The organism is Rhizobium sp. PK7-22, assembly GCF_056530405.1.
Map to the genome: position 1 here is coordinate 1,899,638 of NZ_CP096514.1, position 18,516 is coordinate 1,918,153.

Here is an 18,516-nt window from a genome sequence, read left to right on the forward strand (position 1 = left end):
CGGTGGATCCTTTGCGGTCGTCGGGACATCATCTTTGAGGAAAGCATGGCAGAAAAAACGCGCGCACTCAGTGACGTTCTGGATCAGCTGGAGGAGTCGGCCGATGGCGACAGCATTGCCATCCAGGACGTGATCGAGAAGCTCGGACACAGGTCCTTCGCCTCGCTGATGCTGGTCTTTTCGCTGATCTCCACCTCGCCCGCCAGCGCCATTCCGGGCATCACGGCGACGGTCGCCGTGATCGTCTTCATCCTGGTGGCACAGATGATCATCGGCCGCGACAGCGTCTGGCTTCCGGGCTTCATCACCCGCCGCCGCATGTCGACCGCCAAGCTCTGCAAGGGGATAAGCTGGTTGCGCAAACCGGTTCGGTTCGTCGAGCGGTTCCTCAAGGCACGGCTCACCTTTCTGTTCCACCGGCCGTGGCTATGGCTGCCGCTCTCTCTGATCCTCGTGCTGACCCTCTTCATGCCGTTCATGGAGGTCATCCCCACGTCCGGCTCCATTGCGTCGGCAGTGATTGCGCTGTTTGCAGCAGGCGTGCTCACGCGCGACGGTGTGCTCGTGGTGCTGTCGCTTGTTCTCCTGTCGGCAGTTCCGGTGGCGGTCTGGTATTTCGGCTTCGGCGGCTGATATTTCCCGGTCGTTGCGCCCGGCGTGCCGCCACCGCCTCTATAACTCTTCCACCGGCACCGATCGCTCCCCGGCCGGCCCTTCCAAGCGGGCCAGATTGAGGGCCGTACTGATCAGCCCGATATGGCTGAAGGCCTGCGGGAAGTTGCCCAACATGCGGCCGGCGTCCGGGTCGTATTCCTCCGAGAGAAGACCGACGTCGTTGCACAGTCCGGCAAGCTTTTCGTAGAGCCGCTTGGCATCGGCATATCGCCCCAGAAGGACGAGTGCGTCGCAGAGCCAGAAGCTGCAGACGAGGAAGGCGCCTTCGCCGGACGGCAGGCCGTCGTCGGCGACATCGGTTTCATAGCGCAGCACCAGACCTTCGCGAAGGAGATGGCGCTCGATCGCCTCGACGGTCGAGATGACGCGGGGATCCTCCGGCGGCAGGAAGCCGACGAGGGGGATCTGCAGGACGCTGGCGTCGAGCGCCTTGGAACCATAGGACTGGACGAAGCTGCCGAGCTCCTCGTCATAGGCATTACGGCAGACATCGGCGTGAATCTCGTCGGCCACCTGGCGCCACCGGCGGACGGCTTCCGCCTCTCCGCCGAATTCCTCGGCAAGCCGCGATGCCCGGTCGAAGGCCACCCAGGCCATGACTTTCGAATGCGTGAAATGGGCTCGCCCGCTGCGGACCTCCCAGATGCCCTCGTCCGGTTCGCGCCAGACCTTTTCCAGGAAGGGAAGCAGCACGCCGGCCAGCGAAGCGCTGCGCGGATGGGGCGGCAAGCCGTGCCGGCGCGCCTGCGCCAGCGCATCGGCCACTTCACCATAGATATCCAGCTGGAATTGCCCTGCCGCGGCATTGCCGACCCGCACCGGCAGCGAACCCTCGTAGCCGGCAAGCCAGTCCACCTCCCATTCCGGAAGATGCCGCTCGCCCCCCACGCCATACATGATCTGCATCTGCTCGGGCGTGCCGGCCACCGCCCGCATCAGCCATTCGCGCCAGGCGGCGGCCTCGTCGAGGTAACCGAGATCCATGAAGGCCATCAGCGTCATGGTCGCGTCGCGCAGCCAGCAGTAGCGATAGTCCCAGTTGCGCTCTCCGCCGAGTGCCTCCGGCAGCGAGGTCGTTACCGAAGCGACGATGCCGCCCGTCGGCATATAGGTCATTGCCTTCAGCGTGATCAGCGACCTTTTCACGATCTCCGTATAGCTGTTGACCGGCGGGCAGCGGCTGACGAAATCCTGCCAGAAAAGCACGGTCTGTTGCAGGGCCGCTTCCGGATCCTGGGCAGCCGGCACCGGCTCGTGCGAAGGACTGTGGGTGAGGGTGAAGGCAATCCGCTGCCCTGCCGAGACAAGAACGCTGCCCTTGCTGTGAAAATCCTCTCCTCGCAGATCGACCGGGCTTTGCAGCGTCAGTCGGTCCGGGCCGGCCACTGCGGTCAGCCGGCCTGACGAATCATGCGTCACCCACGGTACGCTGCGCCCGTAGTCGAAGCGCATGACGAGATCGATGTCGAACTCAACATCGCCCTCTCGCCCTTCGATGATCCGCACCAGATTGGCGGAGCCGTCGCGTGGCGGCATGAAGTCGAAGATCGCCGCACGGCCGCCTTCGGTGACGAATTCCGTCTCAAGGACAAGAGTGTCCTCGACGTAGGCGCGGCGCAGCTCAAGGATCGGCTGCCGTGGCGTGATCGACCAGTGGCCGTTTTCATCCGTTCCGAGAAGGGAGGCAAAGCAGGCGGCGGAATCGAATCGCGGAAAGCACAGCCAGTCGATGGACCCCGTTCGGGAGACCAGTGCCGCCGTCTCGCAGTCCCCAATCATCGCATAGTCTTCGATCCGTGATGCCATTCTTGCTGCTTCCTGCTGGTTTGCGACTTGCCTGCCGATACGACCGCGACGGGCATGCAGATCAGAACGCGGTCGGTGCCGGTTCATTTGGGTCTATGTGGCGCCGGCACCGGAGGTGTCCAGTTCAGCTACCTGCATGATCCGAAACGAGGGGTGATAGCCCTGTCCTAATATAGGGGCGGATCGACCCGTGCGGGAAAAGGGGCAAGACCTGCTCCGTCTCAGGGGCGCCCCGCAGGATTGGACAGCCCCCCGGGAAGTCTCGGTCGGGTGTCCTGCCAGCGCGGCGGCGGCGGTGGTGGGGACCATCGCTGATGCGGTGGCGGCGGTCCATCGAGCTCGAGAGGTGCCGTACTGCGGGGGGCGATGGGAGGCTGGCCACCGGACGGAGCGAACTCCCGCTCTCGTCCTGGCGGTCGCCGGCGCGGGGTCGGCACGGGCTCCTGCAGGGTTCTGCGGCATGTGCCGCGGGCCGTCCTTGACCAGCCAGGGCCGCAGGCGGTGGCGGCCACCACGAGCGTCGTGTCGGGCATAACAGCGGTTTGCGCCGACGCGTTAGATGAGGCTGCCGAAAGCGCTGGCAGCAAGACAGTCAGCAGAGCGATCCGGAAAAAGAAAGAAAGGGGCACAGTGTCTTCCTGCTGTGAGTGATATCCGGCCTCAACGTCTATCGAGCCGAAACGTCGAGAGTAGCGGCATCAAGAGGAATCACTTTGATGTTTTCGCGGCAATCGCAAAACGGGCGTCCGCTGCGATTGCCTGCGGCCCGTGATCGGCGGCCGCCAGTGGCGCGTCCGGACCACATCGGATTCGGCAGCTCGCAAGGCTGTTGGCAGAGAACGGGACGCCTTTCGGATCGATTGCCCGAATCTGCAGCCGGGCTTTCTGGCGAAAAGGCGGCTTTGCGGCGCGATTCGGGCGCTCCGGCCGGGTCGGCATCGGTTTGGCAGCGTCGCCGGCTACGCCTAAGTACCTGCCGATCCAGTCGTTTCTTAATGATCTGTAAACTTTGAACGGTCCTCATCGCCACATTTGTGTCCTTTCCGCAACAGGACCACCGTAAGCAGGGGCGGGATCGGGGCTTCCTGCAAGTTCCTGATTGCATGACATCCCCCGTCTTGTATTTTCACTCTCGGAAGCGAGGCGGTGGATCGTCCGTCTTCTAGCAATCGACGGGGATGGGGCAGGGAACGCTGTCCTTCAGCAAAAGAACCCAGACCCTTACGAAACTTTGACTGGAGGTCAAAAATGAACATCAAGAGCCTTCTTCTCGGCTCCGCTGCTGCCCTCGCAGCAGTATCCGGCGCCCAGGCTGCCGACGCCATCATCGCTGCTGAGCCTGAGCCCATGGAATACGTTCGCGTTTGCGACGCATTCGGCACTGGCTACTTCTACATCCCAGGCACGGAAACCTGCCTCAAGATCGGTGGTTACGTTCGTTTCCAGGTTGACGCAGACGAGCGCGGCTATGGAACTGCAACGACCGGACTCGGCGGCGACGACTGGGACGCGTTCACACGCGGTCGTCTTGAAGTTGTTTCCAAGAGCGACACCGAGCTTGGCGAACTGACTGGCTTCATGGCTATCCATGGCGACACCAGCGAGCGCACAACTGCTGCCTCTTCCAATGATGACTTCTACTTCGACGAAGTCTACCTGCAGCTCGGCGGCTTCAAGGCCGGTACCTACCTGAACTGGTGGGATAAGGGCATCAACGGTGAAACCGACGTTCTCGGCGGCAACCGTCTGACCTCGATCGCCTACATCTTCACCGGCGACGCTTTCACCGCTGGCATCCAGCTCGACGAGCTGAGCAACGCTGACGTCACCACCTTCGGTGGCACGAGCGGCGCTCCTTCGGTCGTTTCGCTTGGTCAGGACCTCGGTCTCGAAGCAATCGTAACGGCTTCCTTGGGTGCAGCTTCGGTTGACCTTCTCGGTTCGTACGACTTCGGCAACGAAGAAGGTGCAGTTCGCGCTCTCGTTTCCGCAGCTATCGGCCCAGGCACGCTTCAGCTTGCTGGTATCTACTCCACGGGTTACAACGTTTACTACAACGCTGCCGAGTGGACGATCGCTGGTTCGTATGCCTTCAAGGCAACCGACAAGTTCACCATCACCCCCGGCGTTCAGTACTTCTCGAACACCTCGCTCGACGCTTCCGGCGACTTCACCGGTGATGACGCCTGGCGCGCAGGTCTGACTGTTGATTACGCAATCACCAGCGGCCTGAACATGAAGGTTACTGCGAACTGGAACGACGAAAATCGTCGCGGTTCCGGCGGTGAAGACTACGTTGACGGTTTCGTCCGTCTGCAGCGTAACTTCTAATCCAACGACAGAACTCCCCCGGCCTGCCGGGGGAGTTTTTCAATAAAAGGCAGACCCAATGTAGGTTTGTCTGTCGGGAGAAATGCAAGGGTCTGCATTGAAGTCGCCAGAGGCGGCTTTTTTTGATTCTCGAAGTTTTAGACACTGTTACTTACCCGACTGGAGGTCCCACAATGAACATCAAGAGCCTTCTCCTTGGCTCCGCTGCTGCCCTCGCAGCAGTTTCCGGCGCAAACGCTGCCGATGCCATCATCGCGGCTGAGCCTGAACCCATGGAATACGTTCGCGTTTGCGACGCATTCGGCACCGGCTACTTCTACATCCCCGGCACTGAAACCTGCCTCAAGGTCGGCGGCTATGTCCGCTTCCAGGTTGACTTCGGTGATGACGTGAACGGCGCCAACGACGGCGACTGGGACGCATGGACACGCGGTCGTCTGGCCGTGACTTCCAAGAGCGATACCGAGCTTGGTGAACTGACCGGCTTCCTCGCTATTCACGGTGAAACCAGCCGCGATACGACGGCTGCGAGCGCCAACGACGACTTCTACTTCGACGAAGTCTACCTTCAGCTCGGCGGCTTCAAGGCCGGTACCTACCTTAACTGGTGGGATGCCAACGACCTTCCCGGTGAACTCGACGCACTGGGCTCCAACCGCTTTACCTCGATCGCATACATCTACACCGGTGACGCTTTCACCGCAGGCATCCAGCTCGATGAGCTGAGCAACGAAGAATTTAACGGCACCTTCGATGCGGATGGAAACATCAACACTGCCAGCGGCCAGGATCTCGGCCTCGAAGCGGTCATCCAGGCGGCGCTTGGCCCGGCGGCGATCGAACTGCTCGGCTCCTATGACTTCGGCAATGAAGAAGGCGCTGTCCGCGTCATCGGTTCGGCGGATGTCGGCCCGGGCAAGATCTATCTCGCCGGTGTCTATTCGTCCGGTTACAACGTCTACTACGGCGGTGCCGAGTGGTCGCTTGCTGCCGCCTATGCGTTCAACGCCACGGAAAAGCTGCAGATCATCCCCGAATTCCAGTACTTCTGGGATACCGAGGTTGCGGCGAATGGCAGCTTCTCGGGTGACGACTACTGGACAGCCGGTGCGACTGTGAACTACGCCATCACGGATGGCCTGACGTCCAAGGTCGCCGTCGCCTACGATGATTCCACCGAAAACTGGGGCGGCCTCGTTCGCCTTCAGCGCGACTTCTAACAGATCCTCTTGTCACCATAAGGAAAGGCCCGGCATTGCCGGGCCTTTTTTGATTCCTTGTGCGGGAGGTGATGTCATCGTTGATGCGATCCCGAGCACAGATTCCCGTTGCCTCGCTCAGTCTCAGGCCCGAGAACCTATTGTCGCCCGAACCGCAGGTCGGCCACGATGTCGGTGTCCTGGCCAAGCCGCGTCTTGTAGACCTGGTAGTTCTCCATGATCCGCTGCACATAGCTGCGGGTTTCGGGGAAGGGGATGCGCTCGATCCAGTCGACAACCTGGTCGATGGGCTTGCCGCGCGGATCGCCATAGCGCTCGATCCATTCCCGCACCCGCCGCGGCCCCGCGTTATAGGCAATGAAGGTCAGCACGTAGGAACCGTCGAAGGACGCGATCTGCTCGCCGAGGTAATGGGCTCCGAGGGTGGCGTTATAGCCGGGATCGCCTGTCAAGCGTGCCGGGGCGTAGGAGAGACCGTGCCGTTTTGCGACCGCCTTGGCCGTTCCCGGCAGAAGCTGCAGCAGGCCGCGTGCATTGGCGGGCGAGACGGCGGTCGGGTTGAATGCGCTCTCCTGGCGGGCGATCGAATAGGCGAGCGCCGTTCCGGAACCGGCGATATTGGCGGTGGCCGGTATCACGCCGGTGGGGAAGGCGAGGGCGGCGACGTCGCGGCCTTCCGCGAAGGCGGTCTTGCCGATTTGCAGCGCCAGGGAGTGGTTCGCGCGCTCTTCAGCCTTCTTTGCCAGCAGTGCCAGCTCGCCGGGGCTCTCGATCTCCTTGGCCAGAGCCCGCTGCAGGGTCTCCGCCCGCCGCTGTTGGCCGGTAGCCTCCAGCAGAGCGATCGCCTGCACCGGCGCACGCCCCAGGAAAGTCTGCCGGTCGTCGTCGCTCGGCACGGGATCGGCGACGTTCAGTGTCATGCTGCCGGTCTTCGCGGCTGCAAGCTGGCCATAGAAGGTACCAGGATAGGCGGCCGCCTTCCTGTAGAATTCATCGGCCGTGTCATGACCCGCCTGCTCGGCCGTCCGGCCGAGCCAGTACAGGGCGCGCGCCGACGAGATCGGTCCGTTCGATACCTTCTCGATCTCGCGGAAGTGGCGCTCGGCGCTCGCCGGATCATCCAGATGCCGCAGCGCATACCATCCGGCGTGAAACTCCGCGTCGACAATGTCGGCAGGCCGGGAGCCACGGTAGGCAGAAACAATCTCGTAGGCCGCCCGATAGTCGCCCTGGTCCGCCAGTCCGCGCGCCACGATACGCCGCTCGTTCCACCATTCGGAGGGGTTGATCAGTTGCGCAGCATCCTGCGGCACCTTCTTGAGCAGAGCCGCAGCGTCTTCGTATTGGTCCTTGCGGCGCAACTGTTCGATCTGGATGAACAGGTAGGCGGGATCCTTGGCCCAGGAGGTATCGACAGCCTTCACCAGCGCGTCGGCATTCTTCGCTTCCCGGATCACCGCGCTCCAGGCCTTGTAGAGAGACTGCGCTTCCCCAAGATCGGCAAAGCGTTTCGCCTGCGTCACCCGGCTGCGGTACATCAGGTAGTCCATGCGCCCTTTGTGATCGGCCGGTTTCAGCACGGACCCGTAGTCCTTCAGGATCCGGCTCTCGAGCGCCGTGTCGAGCGCATCCGAGGCCCAGAGCTGTCGGATCATCGCGACGGCGTCGTCCTGCTTGCCCGTTTCGCGCAGGGCGCGGGCAAAGACGAAGGTTCCCTCTGCCGTCTGTGGCGGCGCGCGTTCGAACGCCGCGATGACCGTCTCCGCCTTCGGGTTCTCGAGGAACAGCGCCCGCTCCGACTGCGCCCGCAGCCCGTCGAGCCCCGGCCAGCCGGACAGTTCCGCCTCGGCAGCAGCGATTTCAGCGGATGGTACGCCGAATGTTCCGGACGTGGCGATTGCCCAGGTCAGGATCTGGCGTTCGAGCGAACCGTGCGGCAGGCCGTTGCGGATCAGGATGGCACGGCCGGCATTGCCATCGGACAAGGCGTCCAGGCCGGATTTCAGCACCGGCGCCGGTGTCAGTCGACCGCTTCGCGGGATCGATTGCGTCGTCAGCGGCATTGGGAAGGAAGCCGCGGTGGGGCTGTCCGGCTTGGCATAGGGAAGCGGAGTGGCGCCTTCGGGCAGAGGCGTGGCATTCGGCCAGCCACCCGAAAGGCCCAGCACGAGAGCAGTCAGCAGCAGCACAGGCTTTTTCATCCGGCGACTCGCGACAAGAATAGACAACCTCATATTTATTAGCTGCTTCGCAAGTTAACGGAAGCTTACCAGATTCATGAAAATGCGCCATTTTCGGCACTGTCGGCTCTATGACGAAATCGCGACAGCATCCGCTTGTCGTTGCATTCCCACCGCTCTATTGTGCGCCACCTTAGTCACGGAATGCGGCCGAAGCGTGGACTTCCGCCTGCCAGGAGTATTGCATGTTCAAGGGATCCATGCCCGCGCTCGTCACCCCCTTTACTGCCGATGGCGCAATTGATGAGCAGGCATTCGCCGCTCACGTGGAGTGGCAGATCGCCGAGGGCAGCAGCGGATTGGTGCCGGTCGGCACGACGGGAGAATCGCCGACGCTGTCGCATGCGGAACACATGCGGGTCGTGGAGCTCTGCATCGAACTGGCGGCGAAGCGCGTTCCGGTCATCGCCGGTGCGGGCTCCAACAACACGCGGGAAGCTATCGAGCTTGCAACCCATGCAGAGAAGGCCGGCGCCGACGCGTTGCTGGTGGTGACCCCTTACTACAACAAGCCGACCCAGAAGGGGCTGTTTGCGCATTTCTCGGCCATTGCGAGCGCCGTGTCGCTGCCGATCATCATCTACAATATCCCGGGCCGGTCGGTCATCGACATGACTCCGGAGACGATGGGGGCACTGGTCAAGGCGCATGCCAATATCGCGGGCGTCAAGGATGCAACCGGGAAGATCGAGCGCGTCTCCGAGCAGCGGATCACCTGCGGCAAGGACTTCATCCAGCTATCCGGCGAGGATGCCACAGCACTCGGCTTCAACGCCCATGGCGGCGTCGGTTGCATTTCCGTCACCGCCAATGTCGCACCGCGGCTCTGTGCCGAGTTTCAGGCGGCCACGCTTGCCGGCGATTACGCCAAGGCGCTTGACTACCAGGATCGGCTGATGCCGCTGCACAAGGCGATCTTCCTGGAACCGGGCGTCTGTGGCGCAAAGTACGGCCTGTGGAAGACCAGAGGCATGAGCCGGGCGGTGCGGTCGCCGCTGATGTCGACGCTGGAGCCTGCGACCGAGACTGCGCTCGACGCGGCGCTCCGGCACGCCGGCCTGCTGAACTAGAAAGACGGCTGCCGCTTTCCTTTGCGGCGGCGCCACCTTACATAGGGGAAACCTCGCCCAGCGCCCGTGGGTGGGGAGAGAACAGAAAAACGAAGGGTACGGATCAGACATGGCCCCCAAAGGCAGCCAACGCACGGTAAACAAGATTGTCGCGGAGAACCGCAAGGCCCGCTACAACTACGAGATCCTCGATACCTATGAGGCCGGGATCGTTTTGACGGGCACCGAGGTCAAGTCCCTGCGCGAAGGCAAGGCTAACATCGCTGAATCCTACGCCTCCGATGAAGGTGCGGAGATCTGGCTCATCAACTCGCATCTGCCTGAATACCTGCAGGCAAACCGCTTCAATCATGAACCGCGCCGCCGTCGCAAGCTGCTTCTGAGCAAGCGCGAGATCAACCGGATGCGCGTCGGGATCAACCGTGAAGGCATGACGCTCGTGCCGTTGAAGATCTACTTCAACGAAAAGGGCAGGGCAAAGCTCGAACTGGCGCTCGCCAAGGGCAAGAAGCTGCACGACAAACGCGAGACGGAGAAGGAACGCGACTGGAACCGGCAGAAGAGCAGGCTCCTGAAGAGCAACTAGCTCGTGACCGCAGCCCTGTCTGCTCGGCAGTCAGGGCAGACGAACCTTTGGCGCATTCGACCGTTCTGGGAGATGCCCCACCGCCGTCAGACACTCAGGATCATTGATGCTGCAATCGTCGGCAGGTTCCGGCTCGCCCTTACCTACAAGGACGTGGTCCGGGTGGTCGAGCCGCATATCCTCGGATTCGACAGCCACGGCAAACCGGCGCTGAGTGCCTGGCAGCTTTCCGGAACAGGTGCCGGCTGGCGTCTCTTCCACGTCGACAGGATCCAGGCTTTGGCGGCAACGGATCACTGTTTCGCCGGTGCGGCAGCCGGTTACAATCCGCAGGATCCTGCCTTCGCAGCCGTTCTCCAGCGTCTGTGACACGGTGAGGCAACAGGAACAACAACTGTAGATTTGCGTTAAAGCCGACACTCTCGCGCGAGCCGGACATGAATCGAAAAAAAATCCTGGCCTATGGGCTTCTCGTCCTCGGCCTTGTCCTTGCGACCTATCTTCTCTGGAATGTGTTCAGCGAATATACCTGGTCGGACATCACGACGTCGGTCTCTGAAATTCCCACCTATAACCTGGTCATGGCCCTTGCGTTCACGGCGGCGTCCTACGTCTGCCTCACCGGGTTTGACTGGTGTGGCGTGCGCTATGTCGACAACGATCTCAGTTATCCGAAGATCGGCCTTGCCTCTTTCATAAGCCTTGGCATCGGCCAGAGCGTCGGCTTGGCGGGCCTCAGCAGCGGCGGCCTTCGCTACCGCTATTATGCCCACTGGGGAATGAACACCGAAGATGTTACCAAGATCGTGCTGTTGTCTGGCATCACGGTGGCCATCGGGCTTTTGATGTTGACGGGCATCATCATGATCATCAATCCAGGTGATGGCGCCGAAGTCTTGCGGATCGGTGAACCCGCCATCGTCGGCATCGGGGTGCTCTGCATCCTGTTGGTGGCGGGCTATCTCGCCCTGGCAAAATTTGCCCGCGCCCCGGTCCGCATCCGCAAATGGACGTTCAAGATGCCGAAGCTTCGCCTCGCTCTGGCGCAGGTGGTCATCGGCACGCTGAACTTTGCGCTCGTGGCGGCAGCCCTTCGCGAACTGATGAGCGCCGGCGGAGACGTGAGCTATCTGAAGGCGGCGACGGCCTATGTCCTCGCCAATGTCGCCATTATCGTCAGCCATGCACCCGGCGGCCTCGGTGTCCTGGAGGCAACTGTCCGTCACGTGATGGGCGATCAGGCCTCCATCGGCTCGCTTGTGGCATTCCGCGTGATCTACTTCTTCATTCCGCTGGCGGTCGGCATACCGCTCGCTCTGGTGACGGAGGCGGTGTTCAGAAGCCGCAAGAACCATTCCCCGCCCGCTGTCGCAGAGGCGGGGAAGGCGGGCTGAACAACCGCCGCGCAAGCTAGCTTCCGGCGGCTTCCACCGGTTCGGTCGGACGAGGCGGACGCTCCGACGGATCCCGACCGATTTCGCCCTTCAACGACACGAGGTCGATGAAGTGGTCGGCCTGGCGGCGCAAGTCGTCGGCAATCATCGGCGGCTGGGTCGCCATGGTCGAGACCACCGAGACCTTGCGGCCCTTGCGTTGAAGCGCTTCCACGAGCGTGGTGAAGTCGCCATCGCCGGAAAAGATCACCAGGTGATCCGCCGTATGGCATTGCTCCATGGCGTCGATCGCCAGTTCGATGTCCATATTGCCCTTGATCTTGCGGCGTCCCATGGAATCGGTGAATTCCTTGGCCGGCTTTGTGACGACCTTGTAGCCGTTGTAGTCCAGCCAATCGATCAGCGGGCGGATCGATGAGTACTCCTGATCCTCTATCAAAGCCGTATAGTAATAGGCCCTCAGCAGATAACCGCGCTTCTGGAATGACGTGAGCAGCTTGCGGTAATCGATGTCGAAGCCGAGGCTCTTGGAAGCGGCGTAGAGGTTTGCTCCATCTATGAAAAGGGCGATTTTTTCTCTTGGGTCGAACATGTTTCTCCATCCCTACATTATAATATCCTGCTGAGCAGGACTGGCGCCGGCAGGCCTCCCGGACCTGAATCGCCACGCTAAAAAGCCATTTTTACATTACCGATCGGTCATGTAGTCGCATTTATGGTACGATTCGACTTTCGCCAAGCACCTTTGATCGAAATCTTCGTGCTCGATCGCCGAACAGGAGTGGTGAGGGATGAGGGCGTATCGCAGGAAAAACTTGAATTCCCGCTGCAATGGCTGTATCGGGCGTATTAACTCCCGAACAAAAACGACCGCAAAGGACAGGCAATGGCCCGTGTCACCGTAGAAGATTGCATCGACAAAGTCGACAACAGGTTCGAGCTCGTGCTTCTGGCCAGCCATCGCGCACGTCAGATTTCCCAAGGTGGGCAGATCACCATCGACCGCGACAACGACAAGAATCCGGTGGTTGCGCTGCGTGAAATCGCCGACGAGACGCTGTCGCCCGATGATCTCAAGGAAGACCTGATCCACTCGCTGCAGAAGCATGTGGAAATCGACGAGCCCGAGCCCGATCCGGCCTCGCTGCTCGCGGCCAACGCAGGAGCTGCCACGAACGCCGACCGCAACGACCAGGACGACGACCTGCCGGAACCGGTGACGTTCGACCAGATGTCGGAAGAAGAATTGCTTGCCGGCATCGAGGGTCTTGTTCCGCCGGAAAAGAGCGACGATTACTGATCGTTCATTGTCTGGTCGGAAATAGTTTGCCTGCATCATGATGGCTGCGCCAGTCTGCGACTGGCGCGCCTTTTTCGTTTTTCAAATCAGGAATCCTTTCGGCATGATGCGGCAATATGAGCTTGTTGAGCGGGTTCAGAAATACAAGCCTGATGCCAACGAAGCTCTTCTCAACAAGGCCTATGTCTACGCCATGCAGAAGCATGGCCTGCAGAAACGCGCCAGCGGCGATCCCTACATCTCGCACCCGCTCGAAGTGGCCGCTATCCTCACCGACATGCATCTCGACGAGTCGACGATTGCAGTCGCCCTGCTGCACGACACGATCGAAGACACCACGGCGACCCGCGCCGAGATCGACGAATTGTTCGGCGAAGACATCGGCCGCCTTGTCGAGGGGCTGACGAAGCTCAAGCGGCTCGATCTCGTCAGCAAGAAGGCCAAGCAGGCGGAAAACCTGCGCAAGCTGCTGCTGGCGATCTCCGACGATGTGCGGGTGCTGCTGGTCAAGCTCGCCGACCGCCTGCACAACATGCGCACCCTGGAGCATATGAACCCGGAAAAGCGGGCGCGCATCTCCGAAGAGACCATGGACATCTATGCGCCGCTTGCGGGCCGCATGGGCATGCAGGACCTCCGCGACGAGCTCGAGGATCTCTCCTTCCGCTACCTCAACCCCGAAGCCTATGAGACGGTGACGAAGCGTCTTGTGGAGCTTTCCGCCCGCAACGAGGGTCTGATCACCAAGATCGAGGACGAACTGCGCGATCTGCTGGTTGCCAACGGGCTGCTGGACGCCGTGGTCAAGGGCCGCCAGAAGAAGCCTTACTCCGTCTTCCGCAAGATGCAGTCGAAGTCACTGTCCTTCGAACAGCTTTCCGACATCTACGGGTTTCGCATTATGGTGGGAGACATTCCCGCCTGCTATCGCGCCCTCGGCATCGTCCACATGCGCTGGCGCGTCGTGCCAGGCCGCTTCAAGGACTACATCTCCACCCCGAAGCAGAACGACTATCGTTCGATCCACACCACCATCATCGGACCAACGCGCCAGCGCATCGAGCTGCAGATCCGCACGACCCGGATGCACGAGATCGCCGAATACGGCATCGCCGCCCATGCGCTCTACAAGGATGGCGAAGGCGGCGAGGGCGGGGAGCTCCTGTCGAAGGAGTCCAGCGCCTACTCCTGGCTGCGTCACACGATCGAGGCCCTTTCCGAAGGCGACAATCCGGAGGAGTTCCTGGAGCACACGAAGCTCGAGCTGTTCCAGGACCAGGTCTTCTGTTTCACCCCGAAGGGCAAGCTGATCGCTCTGCCGCGTGGCGCCACGCCGATCGATTTCGCGTATGCGGTCCATACCAACATCGGCGACACCACCGTGGGCGCCAAGATCAATGGCCGCATCATGCCGCTCGTTACTCGGCTCAACAACGGCGACGAGGTCGAGATCATCCGCTCCGGCGTGCAGGTACCACCGGCCGCCTGGGAGGAGATTGTCGTCACCGGCAAGGCGCGCGCCGCCATTCGCCGGGCGACCCGCATGGCAATCCGCAAGCAGTATTCCGGCCTCGGCCACCGCATCCTCGAGCGCACCTTCGAGCGCGCCGGCAAGGTCTTCTCCCGTGAAAGCCTGAAGCCCGTGCTCCATCGCCTCGGCCAGAAGGACGTGGAGGATGCCATCGCCTCCGTGGGACGCGGAGAGCTGTCGTCGCTCGACGTCATGCGCGCGGTCTATCCCGACTACAAGGACGAGCGCGTCACCATCAAGCCCCTGGCGGACGAAGGCTGGTTCAACGTGCGCAGCGTCTCCGGCATGATGTTCCGCATCCCCGGTCGCTCCGCCGAGGCTCCCGACGACGAGCAGGCAGACGGACAGGGTTCGGTCCCGCTGCCGATCCGCGGTCTGGCCGGCAACATGGAGGTGAACTTCGCCCCGAGCGGTGCGGTCCCGGGCGACCGGATCGTCGGGATCATGGAGAACGAGACGAAGATTACCATCTACCCGATCCAGGCCTCGGCGCTGCAGCGCTTCGACGACCAACCCGAGCGGTGGATCGACATGCGCTGGGATCTCGACGACGCCAACAAGTCGCGCTTCACGGCCCGGATCATCATCAATGCCCTGAACGAGCCCGGAACCCTGGCGACCGTGGCCCAGACCATCGGCAGCCTCGACATCAATATCCGCAATCTCGACATGGGGCGTGTCGCCGCCGACTTTTCCGAGATCCTCATCGACGTGGAAGTCTGGGACCTTCGGCAGCTGAACCAGATGCTGACCCAGTTGAAGGATCTTGATTGCATTTCCACGGTCAAGCGCGTCTACGACTGAACTGCCCTTTTCCTGGTCATCCTGTCGGTTCTGCCATGCTTCCCAAGCAGGGCAGGACCGCTCAGGTGGCGTTGGTCTTTGTCCTGCCGAGCGCCTATATTGCTGCAGTGCAATAGAACAAAGACGTGAAGAGGAAGAAGACTATGTTTGGTCCCGTAAAGAAGTTTGCCCGCAGCCTGCGCGGCCCCAGCATCGAAGAACGCGAGCTCGATTATTTGAATGGTTCGGCTGATCGCGTTGATCTCGAATACCGTCAGCGCCAGATCGATCGCGGCATGTTCCGCAAGATGTTCTAAGACAAGACGTTTTACCGAGTATCAACACTCATCCTGTTGCGGCCGCGCACTGGCACGGCCGTGGACGTGAAACCGCCCTCGTGAAGCAGGCCTAGCAGCGGCCTTGCCGGACTCGCTGAGCATTTCAGCAGATGGTCTAGAGGGCGTTGAAGGCGGCGATCAGCGCATCCACCTGGTCTGGTTTGGCCGCCTGGATCTGATCCGTCGTAAAGGCCATCAACTGATCGCTGGTCAGTGTCGCGAAGACACCTGCTGCAATCCCCGGAATTGCCCTCACATTGATTGCCGCGATATCGCTCGTCGAGAATTCGGCAAAATCCTCCGCAGCCATGGCGGCAAAGTGGGCCGTCTTCAGCACGCCGACCTGTGCGTCGGTCAGGGCGCCGATTTCGGTCGGGCTCATTGCTGCGATCTGAGATGTCGTCAGTCCGGAAATGGCCTTGGTGCTGAGCACGGCGATGTCCGCGTCGAGCGCGCTGATCTGCTCGGCAGTCATCGCACCCACCTGCCTTGCCGTCAGCGCAGCCACCTGATCCGTGTTCAGATCGCCGATCTGATCGGCGGTCAAGGCAGCCACCTGGTCGGTCGACAAGGCCGCAACCTGGCTGGTCGACAGCGCAGCCAGCATGGCGGCGTCGAGCTCGGCGATCGCAGCCGTGGCGAGGCCGGCAATCGCCTTTGCGCTGATGGCCGCGATGTCGGATGTTGAAAACTCCGCAATGTCTTCCGCGGCAACAGCGGAAAGCTGCGTCATCTTCAGAACCGCGATCTGTGCCTCGTTGAGTGCGCCAAGCTCGCTCGGTGCCATGGCGCTGATCTGCGACGTGGTCAGGCCAGCCACAGCCTTGACGCTGAGTGCGCTGATCCTGGCATCCAGCGCCGAAATCTGGTCCGCGCTCATCACCCCAACCTGACGCGATGTCAGCGCCGCGATCTGGTCCGTGGTGAGGATGCCGAACTGTTCAGCCGTCAGGGCGGTAACCTGTTCGCTTGAAAACGCTGCGATCTGGCTGGTGGAAAGCACGCCGATTTGCGCTGAACCCAGGCCTGCGATGGCGCTCGTTGAAAGGCCGGCGATCGCCCTGCTGTTGATGGCGGCAATATCGCTGGTGGAGAAGGCCGCGATATCCTCTGCTGCCATGGCCGCAAGCTGCGTCGCCTTGAGCGCTGCCGTCTGATCCTCGGAAAAAGCTTCGATCTGCGTCGGGCTCATGGCCGTGAGCTGTGACGCCGTAAAGCCTGCGACGGCGCGTGTGGCGAGCGCGCTGATCTTGGTGTCGAGCGCAGTGATCTGCGTGTCCGTTAAAGCCGAGACCTGCCGGGATGTCAGCGCACCGAGCTGCGTGCTGCTCAGGCCGGACACCTGGTCGGTCGTCAAGGCTGCGATCTGGGTCGTCGAGAGGGAGGCTACCTGTGCCGTGCCGAGAGCGCCGAGCTGGGCGCTGTCGAGACCGGCAAGAGCGCTGGTCGAGAGACCGAGGATCGCCCGAGAACTGATCGCGGCAATGTCATTGGTGGAGAATTCTGCGATGTCCTCGGCGCTCAGCGCCGCCAGCTGGGGCGCCCGCAATGCCGCGACTTGGGTTTCGCTGAAAGCGCCGAGCTCGGTCGGGCTCATGGCATCGATCTGCTCGGTCGTCAGTCCGGCAATAGCCCGGGCGCTGATGGCGCTGATCTTGCTGTCGAGTGCCGTCATCTGCTCCACGCTGAGTGCCGCAACCTGCTTGGAGGTGAGGGCGGCCACGTGGGATGTGCTCAGGTTGCCGATCTGATCGGTCGTCAGCGCGGCGATCTGGTCCGTCGTCAGGGACGCAATCTGACTGGTCGTCAGCGCACCGATCTGGGCGGAATCGAGCTGGATTACGGCGGCGCCCGTCAGGCCGGCGATGGACCGGGTGCTGATGGCGGCAATGTCGCCGGTGGAGAGTTCGGCAATGTCCTCCGCGGCCAGGGCGGAGAGCTGCGTATTCCTCAAGGCTGCCATCTGGACCTCGCTGAAAGCGCCGAGCTCAGTGGGGCTCATGGCGCTGATCTGCGTGGTGGTCATCCCGCTGACGGCTCTGGCGCTGAGCGCGCTGATCTTGGTGTCGAGAGCCGTGATCTGCTCGGCGCTGAGCGCTGCGACCTGCCTTGCCGACAACGCCCCGACCTGACTTGTGTTGAATGCCCCGATCTCCGTTGGGCTCATGACGCTGATCTGGCTGGTGGTGAGACCGGCCATCGCTTGCACGCTTAGCGACCCGAGCTTGCTGTCGAGCCCGGTGACCTGCGAAGGGGTGAGGGCTGCTACCTGCCGCGCATTGAGGGCAGCGACTTGGTCGGTTCTCAGGTCTGCCAGCTGGCTGGCCGTGAGCGCGGCAACCTGCAGTGTGGAAAGCGCGGTCACCTGCGATGCGGTCAGCGCGCCGAGTTGCGTCGCGTCAAGCTGGGCCATCGTGTTCGACGACAGTCCGGTGATGGCCTTCGTGCTGATCGCCGCGATATCGGCGCTGGCAAAGGCTGCAATGTCTTCGGCACCCATCGCGGCGATTTGCGCGCGGCTGAGGGCGCGGGTCTGGGCGCTGGTGAATGCGCCAATCTGTTCGGCGCTCATGGCGTCGACCTGGGTCGACGTCAGGCCCACGATGGCGGAAGTACTGAGCGATGCGATCTGGTTCGTGGTGAGCGCCGCGATGTGTTCGGTCGTCAGGGTCTTGATCTGCGCCGCAGTGAGCGCACCCGTCTGGCCGGTGCTGAGACCGGCTAGGATATCGGCAGACAGACCTGCCAGAGCGCGTGCGCTGACGGTGGAGATTTCGGCAGGCGTCAGCCGCGAAATGTCCTCGGCGCTCATGGCTTCGAGGTGCGCGGCGCTGAAGGCGCGCGTCTGGGAGGAGCTGAAGGCCTCGATCTGGTTGGCCGACATTGCAGCGATCTGGTCGGTGGTGAGGGCCGCCACCTGCGCCGTATGCAGGCCCGCGATCTTGGCGGCGTCGAGAACAGCGATGTTCTCCAGGCTCAAGCCCTTGATGGCATGGTTCGAGATCGACTTTATCTGGGCAACGCTGAGGGCGGCAATATCCTCGGCTTCCAGCGCGCCAACCTGTTCGGAGTTCAGCGCCCGGATATGGGACGCGCTGAGAGACGCGATCTCGTCGCGCGAGAGCGCAGTGATGTCGGCAGCCGAGAGGTAGCGGATCTGGCTCGCTGGAAGGGCGGAGATGGGAGTCATAAGGCGCCTACACTCGGTTACCGTTGCAGTTCATGTCTGCCGTCGAATGTCG

14 protein-coding genes are annotated in these 18,516 nt (G+C 62.0%); 10 read left to right on the top strand and 4 right to left on the bottom strand.

Annotated features, from left to right (window positions below; all coding sequences use genetic code 11):
• Positions 1 to 45: 45 nt before the first annotated feature.
• Positions 46 to 633 carry an exopolysaccharide biosynthesis protein gene (locus tag M1E10_RS13990; protein ID WP_499177037.1) on the top strand — a complete coding sequence of 196 codons (588 nt, stop codon included), beginning with the start codon at positions 46 to 48 and terminating at the stop codon, positions 631 to 633.
• A gap of 39 nt (positions 634 to 672) precedes the next feature.
• Here the strand turns inward: M1E10_RS13990 and M1E10_RS13995 are convergent, their stop codons facing one another.
• Positions 673 to 2,481, bottom strand: coding sequence for a glycoside hydrolase family 15 protein (locus tag M1E10_RS13995; protein WP_499177038.1), 1,809 nt, complete (start codon positions 2,479 to 2,481; stop codon positions 673 to 675).
• Positions 2,482 to 3,729: 1,248 nt separating this feature from the next.
• On the opposite strand from M1E10_RS13995, the gene M1E10_RS14000 reads away from it, so the two are divergent.
• Both M1E10_RS14000 and M1E10_RS14005 read left to right on the top strand, forming a co-directional pair.
• Positions 3,730 to 4,812 carry a porin gene (locus tag M1E10_RS14000; RefSeq protein ID WP_499177039.1) on the top strand — a complete coding sequence of 361 codons (1,083 nt, stop codon included), beginning with the start codon at positions 3,730 to 3,732 and terminating at the stop codon, positions 4,810 to 4,812.
• A gap of 173 nt (positions 4,813 to 4,985) precedes the next feature.
• Positions 4,986 to 6,032 (top strand): porin, encoded by a 1,047-nt coding sequence (locus M1E10_RS14005; protein WP_499177040.1) that lies wholly within the window; start codon positions 4,986 to 4,988, stop codon positions 6,030 to 6,032.
• Positions 6,033 to 6,169: 137 nt separating this feature from the next.
• Here the strand turns inward: M1E10_RS14005 and M1E10_RS14010 are convergent, their stop codons facing one another.
• On the bottom strand, positions 6,170 to 8,233 hold the full coding sequence (locus tag M1E10_RS14010; protein ID WP_499177041.1) for a lytic transglycosylase domain-containing protein: 2,064 nt from the start codon (positions 8,231 to 8,233) through the stop codon (positions 6,170 to 6,172).
• Positions 8,234 to 8,457: 224 nt separating this feature from the next.
• Here M1E10_RS14010 and dapA point away from each other — a divergent pair, with 224 nt between their 5' ends.
• The 4 genes from dapA (at position 8,458) to M1E10_RS14030 (ending at position 11,322) form a co-directional block, all read left to right on the top strand.
• The gene (gene dapA / locus M1E10_RS14015) at positions 8,458 to 9,342 is read left to right on the top strand and encodes a 4-hydroxy-tetrahydrodipicolinate synthase family protein (RefSeq protein ID WP_499177042.1); all 885 of its coding nucleotides are present in this window, start codon (positions 8,458 to 8,460) and stop codon (positions 9,340 to 9,342) included.
• Between the two features lie 109 nt (positions 9,343 to 9,451).
• A complete protein-coding gene (gene smpB, locus M1E10_RS14020; RefSeq protein WP_499177043.1) occupies positions 9,452 to 9,928 on the top strand; it encodes an SsrA-binding protein in 477 nt (158 codons plus the stop codon).
• Between the two features lie 3 nt (positions 9,929 to 9,931).
• Positions 9,932 to 10,297, top strand: a complete 366-nt coding sequence (locus M1E10_RS14025) for a hypothetical protein (RefSeq protein ID WP_499177044.1) — start codon at positions 9,932 to 9,934, stop codon at positions 10,295 to 10,297.
• A gap of 68 nt (positions 10,298 to 10,365) precedes the next feature.
• Positions 10,366 to 11,322 carry a lysylphosphatidylglycerol synthase transmembrane domain-containing protein gene (locus M1E10_RS14030; protein ID WP_499177045.1) on the top strand — a complete coding sequence of 319 codons (957 nt, stop codon included), beginning with the start codon at positions 10,366 to 10,368 and terminating at the stop codon, positions 11,320 to 11,322.
• Between the two features lie 16 nt (positions 11,323 to 11,338).
• Here M1E10_RS14030 and M1E10_RS14035 read toward each other — a convergent pair whose 3' ends face one another.
• Positions 11,339 to 11,914, bottom strand: coding sequence for a LabA-like NYN domain-containing protein (locus tag M1E10_RS14035; RefSeq protein ID WP_499177046.1), 576 nt, complete (start codon positions 11,912 to 11,914; stop codon positions 11,339 to 11,341).
• Between the two features lie 294 nt (positions 11,915 to 12,208).
• Here M1E10_RS14035 and rpoZ point away from each other — a divergent pair, with 294 nt between their 5' ends.
• The 3 genes from rpoZ to M1E10_RS14050 all read left to right on the top strand — a co-directional run bounded on the left by rpoZ (position 12,209) and on the right by M1E10_RS14050 (position 15,253).
• A complete protein-coding gene (gene rpoZ / locus M1E10_RS14040) occupies positions 12,209 to 12,622 on the top strand; it encodes a DNA-directed RNA polymerase subunit omega (protein WP_499177047.1) in 414 nt (137 codons plus the stop codon).
• Between the two features lie 103 nt (positions 12,623 to 12,725).
• Entirely contained in the window at positions 12,726 to 14,957 is a 2,232-nt protein-coding gene (locus M1E10_RS14045; protein WP_499177048.1) for a RelA/SpoT family protein, read from the top strand.
• Positions 14,958 to 15,100: 143 nt separating this feature from the next.
• Positions 15,101 to 15,253, top strand: coding sequence for a DUF3563 domain-containing protein (locus tag M1E10_RS14050; RefSeq protein ID WP_499177179.1), 153 nt, complete (start codon positions 15,101 to 15,103; stop codon positions 15,251 to 15,253).
• A gap of 136 nt (positions 15,254 to 15,389) precedes the next feature.
• Here the strand turns inward: M1E10_RS14050 and M1E10_RS14055 are convergent, their stop codons facing one another.
• Positions 15,390 to 18,464, bottom strand: coding sequence for a hypothetical protein (locus tag M1E10_RS14055; RefSeq protein WP_499177049.1), 3,075 nt, complete (start codon positions 18,462 to 18,464; stop codon positions 15,390 to 15,392).
• Positions 18,465 to 18,516: the final 52 nt, after the last annotated feature.

What these genes read in the sequence shown, in the direction of transcription:
- M1E10_RS13990 (WP_499177037.1), top strand. Translation starts at nt 46, where the DNA reads ATGGCAGAAAAAACGCGCGCACTCAGTGACGTTCTGGATCAGCTGGAG.
- M1E10_RS13995 (WP_499177038.1), bottom strand. Translation starts at nt 2,481, where the DNA reads ATGGCATCACGGATCGAAGACTATGCGATGATTGGGGACTGCGAGACG.
- M1E10_RS14000 (WP_499177039.1), top strand. Translation starts at nt 3,730, where the DNA reads ATGAACATCAAGAGCCTTCTTCTCGGCTCCGCTGCTGCCCTCGCAGCA.
- M1E10_RS14005 (WP_499177040.1), top strand. Translation starts at nt 4,986, where the DNA reads ATGAACATCAAGAGCCTTCTCCTTGGCTCCGCTGCTGCCCTCGCAGCA.
- M1E10_RS14010 (WP_499177041.1), bottom strand. Translation starts at nt 8,233, where the DNA reads ATGAAAAAGCCTGTGCTGCTGCTGACTGCTCTCGTGCTGGGCCTTTCG.
- dapA (WP_499177042.1), top strand. Translation starts at nt 8,458, where the DNA reads ATGTTCAAGGGATCCATGCCCGCGCTCGTCACCCCCTTTACTGCCGAT.
- smpB (WP_499177043.1), top strand. Translation starts at nt 9,452, where the DNA reads ATGGCCCCCAAAGGCAGCCAACGCACGGTAAACAAGATTGTCGCGGAG.
- M1E10_RS14030 (WP_499177045.1), top strand. Translation starts at nt 10,366, where the DNA reads ATGAATCGAAAAAAAATCCTGGCCTATGGGCTTCTCGTCCTCGGCCTT.
- M1E10_RS14035 (WP_499177046.1), bottom strand. Translation starts at nt 11,914, where the DNA reads ATGTTCGACCCAAGAGAAAAAATCGCCCTTTTCATAGATGGAGCAAAC.
- rpoZ (WP_499177047.1), top strand. Translation starts at nt 12,209, where the DNA reads ATGGCCCGTGTCACCGTAGAAGATTGCATCGACAAAGTCGACAACAGG.
- M1E10_RS14045 (WP_499177048.1), top strand. Translation starts at nt 12,726, where the DNA reads ATGATGCGGCAATATGAGCTTGTTGAGCGGGTTCAGAAATACAAGCCT.
- M1E10_RS14050 (WP_499177179.1), top strand. Translation starts at nt 15,101, where the DNA reads ATGTTTGGTCCCGTAAAGAAGTTTGCCCGCAGCCTGCGCGGCCCCAGC.
- M1E10_RS14055 (WP_499177049.1), bottom strand. Translation starts at nt 18,464, where the DNA reads ATGACTCCCATCTCCGCCCTTCCAGCGAGCCAGATCCGCTACCTCTCG.